This is a genomic window from Bacillus timonensis, from assembly GCF_004799755.1.
Lineage (GTDB): Bacteria > Bacillota > Bacilli > Bacillales > Bacillaceae_L > Ferdinandcohnia > Ferdinandcohnia timonensis_A.
In genome coordinates this window covers 1-16289 of sequence record NZ_SLUB01000039.1, presented here as the reverse complement: position 1 = coordinate 16289, position 16289 = coordinate 1, and the positions used below count along the sequence as shown (strand labels likewise).

Below are 16289 nucleotides of genomic sequence, written 5' to 3'. Positions count from 1 at the left end.
TCGGCTTTACTCCTGATCAGGGTTTCGTAAATAATAGCCAACTCCACGTCTCGTCACAATCCATGTTGGATGGCTTGGACTGTCTTCAATTTTTTCACGCAAACGGCGGACGGTAACGTCTACTGTTCGTACATCTCCAAAATAGTCATAACCCCATACGGTTTGTAATAAATGTTCTCTTGTCATGACTTGACCTAAGTGTTTCGCCAAATAATGCAAGAGTTCAAATTCACGATGTGTTAATTCAATCGTTTCACCACGTTTACTTACTACATAGGCATCGGGATGGATGACAAGTGAACCTACTGCTATTTCACTTGTTGTATCCTGGCTAACTGCCTCAGAAATTTGTTGGTGTCTACGTAGATTTGCTTTTACCCGTGCAAGCAGTTCTCTTGTACTAAACGGCTTGGTGACATAATCATCAGCCCCCAGTTCAAGACCCAATACTTTATCAATTTCTGAATCCTTTGCTGTCAACATGACAATTGGCATATCATGTTTTTTTCGTACTTCACGACATACTTCCATACCATCCTTATGGGGCAGCATGATATCGAGAAGAATAAGGTCAGGCTCCACCTCTTCTACCTTTTCTAAGGCCTCATTGCCGTCATAAGCACAAACTACCTTATATCCTTCTTTTTCTAGATTAAATTGCAAGATATCTGCAATTGGTTTCTCATCATCCACTACAAGAATTACTTTTTCCATTGGCCATTACTCCTTCACTTTGAAATAATTTATCTGGGTTCATTTATATAGTTCGAATCGTTCTTGTTATTTTGCTCCTTTATCTTTAACTTTAGCAGAAAAAGGGAGGTATATCATTAGTAAGTGTGAAAAAAACGCTGATTTAGGACGTTTGTCCTTTCCTTTTCCGCCTTTGTTATTCTTTATACTTATGAAAAAACCTCCAGCATCATGCTGAAGGTTTTAGTCTGAATTAGTTTAGATATTCTAACGGGTTTTTCAGAGCCCCATTTATATATAATTCAAAATGCAAGTGAGTTCCTGTAGAGTTTCCTGTTGATCCCATTACACCAATTTGTTGACCTCTTGATACAGTTTGCCCCACACTTACATGAATAGAAGACATGTGTGCATAAATGGTTTTCATTCCATTGTTATGGTTAATCACAACTTTGTTACCGAAGCTTCCATCATAACCAGCTTCTACAACCGTACCATTGTCAGCTGCCTTTATCGCATAATTGCTTGGTCTTGCAATGTCAAGTCCTTTATGAAGTCTTCCCCATCTATATCCAACATGACTAGAAATATAACCGCCAACTGTCGGCCATGCAAGCTGACCAGATCCTCGAGATGGAACAACCTTGGTTCCTTTTTCGATGATCTCCGTTATTGGTTCCTTGATGATGGACTCACCAAGCTTATTTGTTTCAGCTGTCACACCATTGATGATTTTATATTCATAGTGAACAGTCTTTTCACCATCTTGACCTTCTTGAGTTACTTTTCTGTCACCTTTAAACATATCTGAATTTTCGTTTACCTTTGTTTCAAACTTAATGGTTTCTTTTTTGTTTTGCTCCTTTTTAACAACAACTGTTAAAAATGGTTTATATGCTGTTACATTTAACTCTTGTCCGATTTGAAGCAAAGTATCTTCGGTCATCCCTGGGTTTAATGCTAGTAATTCAGCAGTTTTCAAATCATGGTCAACTGCGATAGAGCCTAGTACATCTCCCTCTTTGACCTGATACTTTTTCTCCTCTAAAGTTCCCTTTTGAAGCAATGTAACCGTATCAGCAGGACTATGAACCTGATCAGGTGAAATTTTTTCGTCAGAAATTGAAACCTTTTCTACGAACGAAACGTCTAATAAACGAGATAGTCCTTCAGCTAACGCTGGTAAAGGTTCTTTTGAGGTTGCTCTAGCTTCGAGCTCCTGCAACTCTTCTTCACTTACATATTGTAATTTTAATTGTTTAAGAGCTTCATTTGCTTCTTCCTCATTTTTAAGATAAGCAACTGGCTCTCCGTCAACAGTAATAGCTTTGGCTTCCGCTGCAATTTCAAGTTCTGTTTCTAACTTCTTTGCAGTCGTACTATTATTAAAAGTAGGATAAAAGGCTTGTTCTTCAATTACGGATACATTATCTGCGATTAGGTCTAGCCCTTGATATTGATCCTTTAAAGAGTCTACTTTTTGATCAATTGCTTTTTCTACAACATTTTTGGAATCGACTGTTCCAATTCTTTTGCCATCTATGTATATGTGATACACGGTTTGAATTTTTGTATCCGCCGATACTGTTCCAAACACAAGTGTTGAAAGTGCAACAGATGTAATGGCCACTCGTTTAAATAAAGTCATGTATGTTCTTGGTGCTTTTTTATTATTATTTTGATTTGACACGTTCTTTCCTCCCTGAACAAAGGTTGCTTGTCCGAAATACTCGTTCCTCTCACCCTGTGAGTTGAAAAGCGTTATCTTACAAAATACGCCAAGACGTATTCGATAGTTCGACAAATCTCTCTATTTTATACTTTATTAATTTACCATAGAATTTGAAAAATAGTATACTAGTTTCCAATATGTAATATAATTGTAGTATTACTTCCATTTTTTTACACAAAATTTGTAGGATTCTGGCATAGACTTGGGTCTTTCCACTTATAGAACTGCGCACTTTCTGTCGATTTCCTACTTCTAAAGGCATCCATTTAACATATTTCATAGATAAAATGACATAGACTAAAAAGGGACGTATCACAATTGTGATACGTCCTTTTTACGCTCCTGGCGGAATACCAGCGTCGTCAAACCTTCGTTCGAGATTGACGAATTTATTATATTCTTTTACGAAAGCCAGCGAAACTGTTCCTACCGGGCCGTTACGTTGCTTTGCAATAATAATTTCAATGATATTCTTATTCTCTGATTCTTTGTCATAATAATCATCACGGTATAAGAAAGCGACAATATCCGCATCCTGCTCAATACTTCCTGATTCACGAATATCTGACATCATTGGACGCTTGTCCTGTCTTTGTTCAACACCACGGGAAAGCTGGGATAAGGCAATGACTGGAACCTTCAATTCACGAGCTAATGCTTTTAAGGAACGAGAGATTTCGGAAACTTCTTGCTGACGATTTTCGCCGCTTCTGCCGTTTCCTTGGATCAATTGAAGGTAATCAATCAGAATCATCCCTAATCCACTTTCTTGCTTAAGTCTACGGCATTTTGAGCGAATCTCATTAACACGAATACCTGGGGTATCATCAATATAAATTCCCGAATTTGACAAACTTCCCATTGCCATCGTTAGCTTACTCCAATCCTCAGGTGTTAAGGAGCCAGTACGTAGGTTTTGGGCGTTGATGTTTCCTTCCGCACAAAGCATCCTCATCACTAGCTGCTCTGCGCCCATCTCTAGACTGAAGATGGCAACATTCTCATCCGTCTTTGTTGCTACGTTTTGCGCAATATTAAGAGCGAATGCAGTCTTACCAACAGATGGACGGGCTGCCACGATAATTAAATCATTTCGTTGGAATCCGGCTGTCATTTTGTCAAGCTCTGTAAACCCTGTTGGTATACCCGTAATATCGCCTACACGATTATGAAGGGTTTCAATATTATCATAGGTTTGGACAAGAACATCTTTAATATTTTGGAATGCACCCGCATTTTTACGGTTTGCCACTTCCATAATATTTTTTTCGGCTTCACTTAAAAGAGAGTCAACCTCGTCTTCGCGTGAATAACCATCCGTCGCAATCGTCGTTGCTGTGCGAATCAATCGTCGTAAAATCGATTTCTCTTCAATGATCTTCGCATAATATTCGATATTGGCTGCGGTTGGAACAGCACCTGCCAATTCACTTAAGTAAGAAACTCCACCAATTTCGTCCAAAATTTTTGCATCCGCTAACTCAGAAGTAACCGTGACAAGGTCGACCGGTTCACCTTTATCTGAGAGATTTAGCATCGCGTCAAAAATCTTCTGGTGAGATGTCCGATAAAAGTCTTCTGGAATCAATACTTCTGAAGCAAGAGTAAGTGAACTCGGCTCTAGAAAAATGGCCCCTAAAACAGCTTGCTCTGCTTCTATATTTTGCGGAGGAATACGATCAGCAAAAATGTCACTCAACTATTCTCCACTCCCTTATTTGTGTTCTTTATTTTTATGGTCTATCTATCTATTATACTAATTTCGACATGAAAAAGCTTATTATATGAAAAAAATGTGATCCTGTATGTAAACAAAACCACATTTTTCATTCTATCTGTTTTCTATGTTCTATTTCAATGGAAATTACTGTTCTTTGACATGTACTTTTACAGTTGCTGATACTTCTGGGTGTAATTTTACAGGGACATTTGTATAACCTAATGCTCTAATTCCATCCGGAAGATCAAATTTACGCTTATCAATTTTAATTCCATGCTTTTTCGCAAGCTCATCGGCAATTTGCTTACTAGTTACAGATCCGAAAAGTCTGCCGCCCTCACCCGCTTTTGCTTGTAATTCAACCGTTAAAGCCTCAACCTTTTCTTTTAATTGCTTTGATTGTGCTAATTCTTCTGCAGCTTCTTTTGATTCTTTATTTTTCTTTGCCTCTAATGTTTTCATGTTTGCTGGTGTCGCTTCAATCGCGAGGTTTTGCTTGAAAAGGAAATTGTGTGCATATCCATCAGATACGTTTTTCACTTCTCCTTTTTTTCCTTTACCTTTTACATCTTTTAAGAAAATGACTTTCATTCCTTAGTACCTCCCTCTAAATACTCATCTATAACTAAAAGTAGCTGTTCTTCTGCTTCTTCGATCGTTGTGTCCGCTAGCTGAGTAGCTGCATTCGTCAGATGGCCACCACCACCTAAACCTTCCATAATTATCTGGACATTGACCTCTCCTAATGACCGCGCACTGATTCCAACTCTTAAATCATGGCGGATGGAAATCACAAATGAGGCAACTACGTCATTCATCGTTAGCAATGTATCTGCTGCCTGAGCAATCATCACTTGATCGTACGTCTCATTTTCTTTTCCTTTTGCAATGGCAATTCCATTTTTATAAATAAACGCTGATTCAATCAGTTTTGAACGTTTTTTAAACTGTTCCATGTTTTCCTTAAGGAATTTTTGAACTAGGACGGTATCTGCACCTTGAGCACGTAGATAGGATGCCGCATCGAATGTTCTCGAGCCTGTTCGAAGCGTAAAGCTTTTTGTATCAACAATAATTCCCGCTAGTAAAGCAGTTGCCTCAAGCATATCGATTTTCTTACGCTTTGGCTGATATTCAAGAAGCTCTGTAACCAACTCTGCTGTAGATGACGCATATGGTTCCATATATACGAGTAAAGGTGATTGTATAAATTCCTCACCACGACGATGATGGTCAATGACCACTACTTTATCAATCTTTGATACAAGTTTTTCCTCAATAACAAGCGACGGCTTATGGGTATCTACAACAACAAGGAGCGTGTCGTTTGTAGCGATTTCAAGAGCCTGTTCCGGTGTAATAAAATAGGACCAGAGTTCTGTATTTTCTTTCACTTCCTCAAGTAGACGTCCTACACCTGAATCAATTTCATTCGGATTTAAAACAATGTACCCTTCTTTATGGTTCATTTGAGCTACTTTTAGAATTCCAATGGAAGCCCCTACCGCATCCATATCAGGGTATTTATGGCCCATTATGATGACTTTATCACTTTCAGAGACAATTTCCTTTAATGCATGTGAAATCACGCGTGCGCGGACCCTAGTCCGTTTTTCCATAGGATTCGTTTTGCCGCCATAAAACTTTACCTTCCCATTCGGAAGTTTAATCGCAACTTGGTCTCCACCACGTCCCAGTGCTAGGTCTAAACTTGATTGTGCCGCGGCACCTAGCTCTGGAAGTGTTGGAACTCCTATTCCAATCCCAATACTTAGGGTTAATGCTACGCTATCTTTTGCTGTATTTTCTCTTACATCATCCAAAATCGTGAATTTTGTTTTTTCAAGATTTGATAGGATTTCTTCATTCAACACCGCGATAAATCGCTCAGATGAAGTCCGCTTTAAAAAGACACCGTGCTCATTCGCCCATTCATTCAGTATGGATGTCACTTGGCTATTAAGCGAGCTTTTTCGTTGATCATCCATTCCCTGGGTTACTTCATCATAGTTATCTAAAAAGATAATTCCCAAAACAGTGCGCTCTGCTTCATACAATTGCACAATTTCCATTTGTTCAGTTACATCAAAGAAATAAAGTAAACGTTCTTCTCTCTTTATGATGACCTTGAATTTCTGCTCATTTAATGTAATTGTCTCACTGTCGATCTCTTGTTGAATTAAGGGTACAATCAGTTCCTCAACTTCATAAAGCGATCTTCCTACCAGCGTGTCTGCGTCAAGAAAGTTCGATAAATAGGCATTAGCCCACTCAACCTGAAATTCCTCATTATAAAGCAAGATCCCAATCGGCATTTCCATTAACGCCTCTTCGCCAACCTTTTTTAAGCGATACGAAAGGGTTGAAATATAATGCTCCATTTCCTTTTTTAGAATTGAGTTTGCTTTTAATAAAAAATACACAATAAATCCAAGGAGCAGAAAACATGCTAACCCAAGCATCCATTTAAAATAAACAAGAATTGCACTAAAAATACTTGTAATCACAAGCAATGCATAAATAGGATAGCGAAATAACTTCCTTTTGTAAAAGTCTGGCATGTAATTTTCAGCTCCCTAAAGCTTTGTTTTACTTTCTTCCGTTAATTCGATTTCTCAGTTGAAACCCTATATCAATTATACCTAAGATTCGAATAATATAAAGGAGAAATGGTGTTAAGATTGTCAGTATAATTGGCACAGCCTTTGTAATTCCTCTTTGATGGCAAAAATAATAAATAAAGGACAGACCTTGAATGACCATTAATAACTGCAAAATAAAAAAGAGATTTAAAAAAGCCGTATACCCAAACGTTCCTTTTTCCATTTCAACAAAGCTTAAAAGTAAAATTAGTAAGTAATACCACAAAATACTCTTAGGAAAAGTAACCTCACGGAAAGGCGGAAATGGATTCATTTTCACTTGGAGTCGGACAAGCACTGGTTTCATTGCGACTACCGTAACAAAGGCTAAAAGCATGGCGAGCAAAACGAACATACTTGGGATCATAAACTGCATCATGTCAATTGACTCTTCAAGATGTGCAATGACGTCTTTATTCACTTCGCCCCCTGTTGCCCTCATTATACTCTCAGCCATGGCAAAAGATTCCCTTGAGCTCTCTCGAATCATGTCAAATACATCAATTTGCAGAACTACTATAGCTGTTACATACAGTAGCACGATTGAGAACAGATACGATAAACAGGAGCCTAGAAATAGTTCGATGCCACTTCTTCCCCGGTTAATCAATTCACCTAGTAAGATGCCTGTAATTCCAAACGTAATCGTATGTATAATCCCCAAAACCGAACCTAATAGCCCAGATACTAAAAAGGCAATTAGTATAAAGAGGAATGACTGCTTTACCCTATATTTCACCGTAAACAGGATAAATGGTATAGGCAAAAGGAATGAAAGTACAGCTCCAAGTAGTGGGATATATAAAGTAAGAAGTAATAACACACTATATACAGCTAGTAGCATGGCGCCTTCTGTTAAGTTTTTTGCGTTTTTCACCTTTTCACCTCAACTTATATGACCCTTAAAAACATGAGCCTATTTTTACATTCACTTTCTATTTTAAAGATTTACTAGAAAGTCTTCAACTTTTGGACCTCCACTTAGGGTGGTGACTTCGAAGGTTGCCATAGAAACCTGTCAGCCTTTAGTCGAAGTTCGTCTGTAATGAAAACTTTTTGTTTTACTTTTCCCTAATTTCTATTATGATAGTAATTAAATGAATAAACGTAACCACTAGGGGAGCAATTTTGCTGAGAGTGAACATTAGAGTTCAGACCCTTCGAACCTGTTAGTTAATGCTAGCGTAGGGATGTGAGAGTTACCTGAGAACTTATACTTTTATTAAAGTTGTTCTCCTTTGGGGTGCGTTTTTTTTACAACATACTTCAAGGGGGATTTTTTTATGAGAAACACAAGATTACAGGCAATGATTGAAGCAGCTATCTTTGCCGCCTTAGCACTAGTATTAGATTTACTTCCATCGATTGATATTACACCAGCCATATCTATTTCATTTGCAATGGTCCCTATTTTTATTATTGCTCTAAGATGGGGTATAAAAATTGGAATGTTATCTGGTTTGTTATGGGGATTACTACAATTAGTATTTGACCCATGGATTGTACACCCTGTTCAAGCCATTATGGAATATATTATTGCCTTTTCATTCATTGGATTAGGAGGAATATTCAAATCGATCGTTCAGGAATGTTTAAAAAACAACAAGAAATCAAAAGCGCTAATTGCCATTACCTTTGCAATCTTTATTGGTAGTCTTGCACGCTACTTCTGGCACTTCCTAGCTGGCTTTATCTTTATTGAATACTTTGCACCAGAAATTGAAAACCCAGTTTGGTATTCCTTCACCTTTAACGGCATAACAATGCTAGCAACATTCGCATTATGTACAATCGTATTATCAATCCTAATCATTGCTTCACCACGTTTTATCGTACTAAAACAGCAATAGGAACCACAGGGACGGTTCTCTTGGTCCCGTCAAAAATAAGCATAATAAAAGCGATGACCGCATTGACGATCATCGCTTTTGTTTATTATTCACCAGATACATATGGTAATAATGCCATTTGACGAGCACGTTTAATAGCAACTGTTAATTTACGTTGGTATTTTGCGCTTGTACCAGTTACACGACGAGGTAAGATTTTACCACGCTCAGAAACGAATTTTTTAAGTAAATCTACTTCTTTGTAATCGATGTGTGTAATTCCATTAGCTGTGAAGTAACACACTTTACGACGCTTTGCACGTCCACCTTTACGTCCGCCTGCCATTTTATTTCCTCCTTCCGAATTTCATTTTATCGATTGCCTAACAAGTTAGAATGGAAGATCATCATCTGAAATATCAATAGGCTGTCCATCATTTGCAAATGGATCTTGGTCTACTCTTGTAGGTCCTTGGTTTTGATTTGGGTTCTGACTCTGTCCAAATGGAGAGTATCCACCTTGGCCACCGCCTTGGTTTCCACCCTGGTTGCCGCCATAGCCACCTTGATTACCACCATAGCCTCCGCCATTATTGCCACCAAAGTTACCTCCACCGCTGCGCTGTTGGTCATTTGCATTTCGAGGTTCAAGGAATTGAACACTTTCTGCTACAACCTCAGTAACATATACGCGTTTGCCATCTTGACCTTCATAATTTCTCGTTTGAAGACGACCATCAACGCCTGCTAAACTTCCCTTTTTTAGAAAGTTCGCCACGTTTTCAGCTGGTCGGCGCCATACAACGCAATTAATGAAGTCAGCTTCACGTTCGCCTGACTGATTCGTAAATGTTCGATTTACTGCGAGTGTGAAGGTTGCAACCGCAACTCCACTTGGGGTATACCGTAATTCCGGATCCTTTGTAAGTCTCCCAACGAGAACTACGCGATTCATCATCAGAACCATCTCCTTAACAGGATATTGAAACAGAGTCTATACTCTTAAATATTTTTATTCTTCTTCTTTAACAACGATATGACGGATAATGTCTTCACTGATCTTCGCTAAACGATCGAATTCGCTAACAGCTTCAGGGTTAGACACTACGTTAAGAATCATGTAATAACCATCGCGGAAATCATTGATTTCATAAGCTAAACGGCGCTTACCCCATTCTTTTACGTTTGTAATCTCCGCACCATTGTCAGTTAGAACGCCATTAAAACGCTCAACTAAAGCTTTTTTCGCTTCATCATCAATGTTTGGACGGATGATATACATAACTTCGTATTTTCTCATCACGTTACACCTCCTTTTGGACTAACGGCTCTTTATCTAAAAAGAGCAAGGAGCAATTTTTTCAATTACTCACAGAAAAATATTATATCACATGAATAAATTGTAGGCAAGAAATGTTTAAATCTGTTCTACTGAGTCCTGACTTTTTAAAAAAACCACAAAACGAAAACTCGTCCTGTGGCTCCTTTACATATTCCTTATACATTAAATCGGAAATGAATGACATCTCCATCTTGAACAACATATTCTTTCCCTTCAAGACGTACCTTACCTGCCTCACGAGCAGCAGTCATCGACCCACCTGCAAGTAAATCTTCATACGATACAGTCTCTGCACGAATAAACCCTCTCTCAAAATCAGAGTGAATAATTCCCGCACATTGTGGAGCTTTCATTCCTTTTCTAAACGTCCATGCTCTTACCTCTTGTACACCAGCTGTAAAATACGTAGCCAGGCCTAATAAATGATACGCTGCACGAATTAATTGATCAAGTCCAGACTCCTCTATTCCCAGCTCTTCAAGGAACATTTCCTTTTCTTCTCCTTCAAGCTCAACGATCTCTGACTCAATCTTTGCACAAATCACAATAACTTCTGCGTTTTCTTTTTGTGCAAATTCACGTACTAATTGAACATACTCATTTGAAGAAGGATCGGCTACATCATCCTCACCAACATTGGCAACGTATAAAACTGGTTTACTTGTTAATAAATGCATACCTTTTACATACTTCATTTGTTCGTCTGTAAATTCAATTGCACGAGCTGGTTGTTCATTTTCAAATGCTTCTTTTAACATAACAAGCACTTCATGCTCTGCAACAGCATCCTTGTCCTTTTGCTTTGCAAGCTTCGCAACACGATCAATACGCTTATCCACTGATTCCAAATCCGCTAAAATAAGCTCTAAATTGATTGTCTCGATATCTGCAATTGGATCAACCTTACCCGCTACGTGTGTAATATTATCATCTGCAAAACATCGTACAACATGACAAATCGCATCCACTTGACGGATATGTGATAAAAACTTATTTCCTAGACCTTCCCCTTTGCTGGCACCCTTAACAATTCCTGCAATATCTGTAAATTCAAAAGTTGTTGGAACCGTCTTTTTGGGTTGTACTAATTCTGTTAATTTATTTAAACGCTCATCTGGAACTTCTACAATCCCCACATTTGGATCGATTGTACAGAACGGATAGTTCGCTGATTCTGCGCCTGCTTGAGTAATTGCATTAAAAAGAGTTGATTTTCCAACGTTTGGAAGACCAACGATACCTGCTGTTAACGCCATTGATTATTCCACTCCTCTTATCCGTAACATACTAACTAGCCTTCAACAATTATAGATATTCCTCATTAAAAACACAAGCCGTTTCGGCTAGAAACGGCTCACGTAAGTATAGCAAATATCTATTCGTCAATCTTTTCAATTCCAACAAGGCAATCATATAACGTACTTCCAAGCCCATTATCGGAAACCTCATGAGAAGTCAGTTGATTTACACTACCACCAAAAAGATGCCATTGTCCTTCATCAATACAAACAATATTCTGTGCTGAATCCTTTAAAATTTGAACCTTTCCTGTAATTTCACCACGATCATTAAACACCTTAACGCTATCATTTGGCTCTAAACCCTTTATCTCTGCAATATCTTTTGAGACTTCAACCTTTACTGATTGCAATCCTTCAATAAGATGATAATTTTGTGAATGATTGGAACGTAAAGGATGAATCGTTAAAAGTGAATATGGGTATTTTTGGGCTAAACTTTGGTTTGAATGAATAGATTCTCTTGGATATGAGATTTTTAAACGTCCATCATACCCTTTTGTCTCCCCTAGCGATGAAGTAAACTCGAATTTTTTCGACCGAGTTTCAAATTGATAATCATGCCAAGGAACAAGCTGTACCGGTAGTGGAACATGGTTTTTCTCTTTAATGATGTCAAATGTAATTCCTTCATCCTGTAATGAACCTAATCCCATTTTTATAAACTCTTCTCTTGTATAGTCAAAGTCTTCTCCAAAGCCTAGCCTCTTTGCCAATTCAGTCCAAATCCATACATCTGATTTTGCCTCACCACGGGCTTCAACTAGTTTTGGTCCATAATTGACAAAATGATGGTACATGGATGAATAATATATATCTTCTTCTTCAAAAACGGTCGCTGACGGGAGAACATAATCAGCCATTCTTGCTGTGTCAGTCATAAACTGTTCTAGTACAACAACCGTGTCTACTGACCGGAAAGCTTCCTCCACTAGTGCAGTATTTGGTACCTGCGTTAATGGATTTCCACATGATACCATGATCATTTTGATAGGTGGCTCTGAGGCCGTTAAGATTTTTTCCGCTTGTTCTGCCATTACAAATGTTCTTGTTTCCTGTTTCCTCTCAGGAAGAGTTAATGCAGCACTATCAAAGCTTCGGCCAACCTGTGTATTTCCGAAATTTGCACCCCCACCTGGAATTCCAACATTCCCACTACTTGCAACAAGGGCATCAATTAAACGAATTGTATTTCCGCCATTCGCATAACGCTGCATTCCTAATCCCATATAGGTCGCTGTTGGACCATCACTATAAACATATGCTAAATTTGTAATTGTTTCACGTGGAACATTTGTTATTTCCTCGATTTGTTCCATTGATACTGAGTTTATTACGTCGACTAAGTCTTCAAAACCAATTGTATAGGTTTCAATGAAGTCTTGATTTTGGAGCCCCAAGCGAAGCATTTCCTTCATAATTCCAATCGCCAAGAACCCATCCATACCTGGAGTAATGGAGATGTATGAATGAGCAATTTTAGCCGTACCATTATAGATAGGATCAATGACAATTAAGTTAACACCCTTCTTTTTCACTTCCTGTAAATAAGCGAAAAGATGCATGTTAGTTCGAGTCACATTTCTTCCCCAAATAACGACATTTTTACTATTGTATATATCCTCCGGTGCATGACTTGCTGCATTTCCAAAATCCCAATTTTGCGCTTCAATTCCAGAACCCCAACAGATGCTTCCAATTAGTTCAGTAGAACCACCAAAACAATTAAAAAAGCGATCCGGAATTTTTGTTAATAGTCCTCCATTTGCATAGTCATGGCTATGTAATACAGCAGTAGAACCATATTTTTGTTTCACATCTGCAAGTTTCGCTGAAATCTCAGTTAAAGCTTGTTCCCACGTTATTCTCTGAAACTCTCCATCTATTTTTTTCAAAGGATAAAGAATCCGTTGGTCAGAGTTTGTTCTTGCTTCCAACATACGGCCTCGACCGCAAATCTTCCCTTTTGTAATTGGATGTTCTTTATCGCCATCTATTTTAATAATTTTTCCATCTTCTACTTCAACAACAAAACCACAGCTATCCCAACAATTTAACGGACATGCAGATTTAAATGTAGCCAATCCACTCATCTCCCCACGTAGATCCAATTATCATATCCTATATTATAAATCACCTTTTTCAAAATACTACAAAAAAGATTTATCAATCCGATGCAAATCTTCCCAAAAAAAAGCATGAGGTTCTATTCCTCATGCTTTACTAAAATCTTTTTTAATTTTCGTCCGAATTCTTTTCGTGGAATGAGTACGCTATGCGCACAGCCTTCACATTTTATACGAATATCCATCCCTAGTCGAATGATTTTCCATTTATTTGTTCCACACGGATGAGGTTTCTTCATTTCAACAATATCATGTAATCCGTAGTCTTTATCAACCATGACATTCACCCTTCTACACTTCTTCTTTATAGTATTGTACCAAGAAATCATTTGAAATTGTAGCGGTTTACAATCGGATAAAGTAAAATCACAGCTAATAAATATAAATTCGCAATGCCATATATAGGATATAAAATTGAAACAAGGGTTGAAAAACCAAAAGTTGTAAAGGGTATCATCAGCAAAATCAGCAGAATCGCAATCATCCACAACGGCATTTTCATTATATCCTTAAAACGTGTGGATAATCCTAATAATCCAGATGCAGCGGTTGTGAATATCGCGCCAAATAAGAGAATGGACATAATAAATACCGCTATATAAGGAAAGTTCTTTAGGATCACAAACAATGGAATTTCATATAGCATTATTTCCTGTGCAACCTCAATAAGAGCTTCATTATAAATAAAAGTTATAACACCTAAAAACAATCCACTTCCAATACTCGCAACCCATGCCTCTCCTTTTGATTTCATTTCTTTTCCAATCGCTCCTAGCACAGCAACAAGTGGTAAAATGTTAAGTGCTGTAAACGTAAACGCAGACGGCCAGTTGCTTTGCTCTTGGAGATTAAATGAGAAATCCTTTCCAGCCGATGTTAAGAAAATAAACAAAACCGTGATTAAAAAAATAATTAAGGCAGGAATAATTGCCATATTAATCGATACTAAACCATTGATATTCCATAAAAACACCAAAACAAGGAAAAAGCCAAAAATCAAAATCCCCCACCAAAACGGTATATTAAACAATTCTAAAGTTGCACCACCACCAGCTAACATTACGACTGTCGTGGAAAATAAATATAAAATCGTAATGACATCATATACATGCGAGGCCTTTTCCCCTACTAATTCTTTTAATACCGGAACAAAATGCTCCGCTTTTTTTTCATAGCTAATTTTCATTATGATATAGCAACAAATGATAAAAATAATGGTAAAAAAAAGAATAGCCAGACCACTTTGCTCACCATAAAACTGCCAAATTTCTCTACCTGATGCATAGCCAGCACCAATAGCCGTACCTAAAATTAGAAACATCCATCGAATTCCTGCCTGATACATACAATCCCCCCGCCGCTCATAATTCCTCTATCTACGAAAACGAACTAAATCCAAACTTAAGATTCTTTTTTTCAGATGTATAGAATATAAGATTCTTCCGTATACTGTTACTACAGTTAAAAAGGGGTGAAAAACCTATGAATCTAAGATACAAATTATTTGAACATCTAAGAAATGAACCTTTTCGAATTTCACATGATCAAGAATATGCTGACCACCAAATTGCCTTAAAAATTACTTCAATGCTCCCACCAATGGTCAATCAGCCAATTGTTATCTTTTGCATCGGCACTGACCGTTCCACTGGCGATTGTCTCGGGCCCTTAATCGGTTCAAAAATTATTGAAAAAGGACTGTCCTATTTTCATGTATATGGCACTTTGGACGAACCTATTCATGCAGTTAATCTTCAAGATAAAATTGAGGAAATGAAACAGACTTTTGCAAATCCCTTTATTATTGGAATAGATGCCTGTTTAGGTCGTTTAAAGAGCGTAGGGTCTATTACTATTGGTGAAGGACCTATTAAGCCTGGTGCGGGCGTAAACAAGGAATTAACTCCTATTGGTGACATGCATATTACAGGGATTGTTAATGTGAGTGGATTTATGGAGTTTTTCGTCCTACAAAATACAAGATTAAGTTTAGTTATGAAACTAGCAGATACCATTTCAAATGGTATTTATAGGGCTGAACATAAGTATCTTCGAAAGATGGAACTCGACCCAAATGAGAGGGATCGATTTACCTTATAAGAAAAACCGGGCATAGCCCGGTCCTTTTCATGGTTAGAGAATATCCGATAATTTGTACTCTATGCCATGTACCCCTTTATAATACTCAGGATACATTTCACCCCCACATTTTTCACATGCAAACATAGGAGGAGTTGTCGGATCTCCATCATCCATTAAATCGAAATCCCTTACCACGTTAATAGGAATCTCTTCTTTCTCATGACACGCCAAACAAACATAGCTGACGCTCTGTTGCTTGGACTGGTTTAGGCTTATGTTTTTCTTCTTTTTCTTTCCCTTTTTGCGGGTTTTTGATACCGGTGAGATCGTTAATCATCCTTTCTAAATAAGCTCTTGTAGTTTTGCATAAGGCTACCTTTATTTCTAATTTACCATTTTCAAGGCAGACTTCTCCCTTGTATTCATAGTAACATTCACACCTCTGACAAACGAGAGGGTCTTTCTTGCCACTGGCTACTATTCTTTCACGCCACGTCTGGCGACGTAAGGTTTTCTTAACTTTTACAACCCAACGTCTTGCTTTTTGTTGCCAAGTACTCAACACTTTTTTACACAAGTTTTTTGATCTTCTAGAATACATACCGTAATGCCGAATAGTTTTAAATTGCTCGTCTGGGATATGGCGAATTAAACGTGAAATAAATTCTTCGACACTTACGGTTTCGGATTTGTCTTTTCCGTCAGTTTTATCCTTATATTTGAACGTAACGAATTGCCCATCATATGCCTCAATCCGATTGATTCCAATCGCTGGTCGACGAATATAACGGCCAATATAACGAAGTTGTTCTTTTATTTTTCCCC

The 16289-nt window shown here is 37.9% G+C and carries 16 protein-coding genes and 1 riboswitch; of the genes, 2 read left to right on the top strand and 14 right to left on the bottom strand.

From position 1 onward, the window contains the following. Nucleotides 1-6 precede the first annotated feature (6 nt). The 6 genes from yycF to E1I69_RS17340 form a co-directional block, all read right to left on the bottom strand. Nucleotides 7-714: a response regulator YycF gene (gene yycF, locus E1I69_RS17365; RefSeq protein ID WP_136380824.1), complete on the bottom strand. Its 708-nt coding sequence runs from the start codon at nt 712-714 to the stop codon at nt 7-9. Nucleotides 715-946: 232 nt separating this feature from the next. Next, on the bottom strand, nt 947-2383 hold the full coding sequence (locus E1I69_RS17360) for a peptidoglycan DD-metalloendopeptidase family protein (RefSeq protein WP_136380823.1): 1437 nt from the start codon (nt 2381-2383) through the stop codon (nt 947-949). A 376-nt stretch (nt 2384-2759) separates the two neighbouring features. Further along, the gene (gene dnaB / locus E1I69_RS17355) at nt 2760-4124 is read right to left on the bottom strand and encodes a replicative DNA helicase (RefSeq protein ID WP_136380822.1); all 1365 of its coding nucleotides are present in this window, start codon (nt 4122-4124) and stop codon (nt 2760-2762) included. A 165-nt stretch (nt 4125-4289) separates the two neighbouring features. Continuing rightward, nucleotides 4290-4736 carry a 50S ribosomal protein L9 gene (gene rplI / locus E1I69_RS17350; protein ID WP_136380821.1) on the bottom strand — a complete coding sequence of 149 codons (447 nt, stop codon included), beginning with the start codon at nt 4734-4736 and terminating at the stop codon, nt 4290-4292. Then, on the bottom strand, nt 4733-6706 hold the full coding sequence (locus tag E1I69_RS17345) for a DHH family phosphoesterase (RefSeq protein WP_136380820.1): 1974 nt from the start codon (nt 6704-6706) through the stop codon (nt 4733-4735). The genes rplI and E1I69_RS17345 overlap by 4 nt, the downstream gene beginning before the upstream one ends. 28 nt (nt 6707-6734) lie before the next feature. Then, on the bottom strand, nt 6735-7664 hold the full coding sequence (locus tag E1I69_RS17340) for a YybS family protein (RefSeq protein ID WP_136380819.1): 930 nt from the start codon (nt 7662-7664) through the stop codon (nt 6735-6737). Nucleotides 7665-7893: 229 nt separating this feature from the next. Next, a riboswitch (TPP riboswitch) is annotated at nt 7894-7995 on the top strand. Between the two features lie 75 nt (nt 7996-8070). Here E1I69_RS17340 and thiT point away from each other — a divergent pair. Then, nucleotides 8071-8637, top strand: coding sequence for an energy-coupled thiamine transporter ThiT (gene thiT, locus E1I69_RS17335; RefSeq protein ID WP_136380818.1), 567 nt, complete (start codon nt 8071-8073; stop codon nt 8635-8637). An 85-nt stretch (nt 8638-8722) separates the two neighbouring features. Here the strand turns inward: thiT and rpsR are convergent, their stop codons facing one another. The 7 genes from rpsR to E1I69_RS17300 form a co-directional block, all read right to left on the bottom strand. Beyond that, a complete protein-coding gene (gene rpsR / locus E1I69_RS17330; RefSeq protein ID WP_010677416.1) occupies nt 8723-8962 on the bottom strand; it encodes a 30S ribosomal protein S18 in 240 nt (79 codons plus the stop codon). Between the two features lie 45 nt (nt 8963-9007). Continuing rightward, complete coding sequence (ssb, locus tag E1I69_RS17325) at nt 9008-9574, bottom strand: single-stranded DNA-binding protein (RefSeq protein ID WP_136380817.1); 567 nt, start codon at nt 9572-9574, stop codon at nt 9008-9010. Between the two features lie 54 nt (nt 9575-9628). Beyond that, nucleotides 9629-9916 (bottom strand): 30S ribosomal protein S6, encoded by a 288-nt coding sequence (rpsF, locus tag E1I69_RS17320; protein ID WP_136380849.1) that lies wholly within the window; start codon nt 9914-9916, stop codon nt 9629-9631. Nucleotides 9917-10113: 197 nt separating this feature from the next. After that, nucleotides 10114-11214 (bottom strand): redox-regulated ATPase YchF, encoded by a 1101-nt coding sequence (gene ychF, locus E1I69_RS17315; protein WP_136380816.1) that lies wholly within the window; start codon nt 11212-11214, stop codon nt 10114-10116. Nucleotides 11215-11333: 119 nt separating this feature from the next. After that, on the bottom strand, nt 11334-13340 hold the full coding sequence (locus E1I69_RS17310) for a molybdopterin-dependent oxidoreductase (protein WP_431731889.1): 2007 nt from the start codon (nt 13338-13340) through the stop codon (nt 11334-11336). Between the two features lie 122 nt (nt 13341-13462). Then, complete coding sequence (locus E1I69_RS17305; RefSeq protein ID WP_136380815.1) at nt 13463-13660, bottom strand: DUF951 domain-containing protein; 198 nt, start codon at nt 13658-13660, stop codon at nt 13463-13465. A 47-nt stretch (nt 13661-13707) separates the two neighbouring features. Next, entirely contained in the window at nt 13708-14727 is a 1020-nt protein-coding gene (locus E1I69_RS17300; RefSeq protein WP_136380814.1) for a YkvI family membrane protein, read from the bottom strand. A gap of 137 nt (nt 14728-14864) precedes the next feature. On the opposite strand from E1I69_RS17300, the gene yyaC reads away from it, so the two are divergent. Beyond that, complete coding sequence (gene yyaC / locus E1I69_RS17295; protein ID WP_136380813.1) at nt 14865-15482, top strand: spore protease YyaC; 618 nt, start codon at nt 14865-14867, stop codon at nt 15480-15482. Between the two features lie 199 nt (nt 15483-15681). On the opposite strand, the gene E1I69_RS17285 is transcribed toward yyaC, so the two are convergent. Further along, nucleotides 15682-16289 (bottom strand): transposase (locus E1I69_RS17285; RefSeq protein WP_207308564.1); only part of this gene is annotated, 608 nt, incomplete at its 5' end.

Bases quoted from the DNA above. Each gene is read 5' to 3' on its own strand.
- yycF (WP_136380824.1), bottom strand. From the start codon at position 714: ATGGAAAAAGTAATTCTTGTAGTGGATGATGAGAAACCAATTGCAGAT.
- E1I69_RS17345 (WP_136380820.1), bottom strand. From the start codon at position 6,706: ATGCCAGACTTTTACAAAAGGAAGTTATTTCGCTATCCTATTTATGCA.
- yyaC (WP_136380813.1), top strand. From the start codon at position 14,865: ATGAATCTAAGATACAAATTATTTGAACATCTAAGAAATGAACCTTTT.
- rplI (WP_136380821.1), bottom strand. From the start codon at position 4,736: ATGAAAGTCATTTTCTTAAAAGATGTAAAAGGTAAAGGAAAAAAAGGA.
- E1I69_RS17300 (WP_136380814.1), bottom strand. From the start codon at position 14,727: ATGTATCAGGCAGGAATTCGATGGATGTTTCTAATTTTAGGTACGGCT.
- E1I69_RS17305 (WP_136380815.1), bottom strand. From the start codon at position 13,660: ATGGTTGATAAAGACTACGGATTACATGATATTGTTGAAATGAAGAAA.
- ychF (WP_136380816.1), bottom strand. From the start codon at position 11,214: ATGGCGTTAACAGCAGGTATCGTTGGTCTTCCAAACGTTGGAAAATCA.
- rpsR (WP_010677416.1), bottom strand. From the start codon at position 8,962: ATGGCAGGCGGACGTAAAGGTGGACGTGCAAAGCGTCGTAAAGTGTGT.
- rpsF (WP_136380849.1), bottom strand. From the start codon at position 9,916: ATGAGAAAATACGAAGTTATGTATATCATCCGTCCAAACATTGATGAT.
- thiT (WP_136380818.1), top strand. From the start codon at position 8,071: ATGAGAAACACAAGATTACAGGCAATGATTGAAGCAGCTATCTTTGCC.
- ssb (WP_136380817.1), bottom strand. From the start codon at position 9,574: ATGATGAATCGCGTAGTTCTCGTTGGGAGACTTACAAAGGATCCGGAA.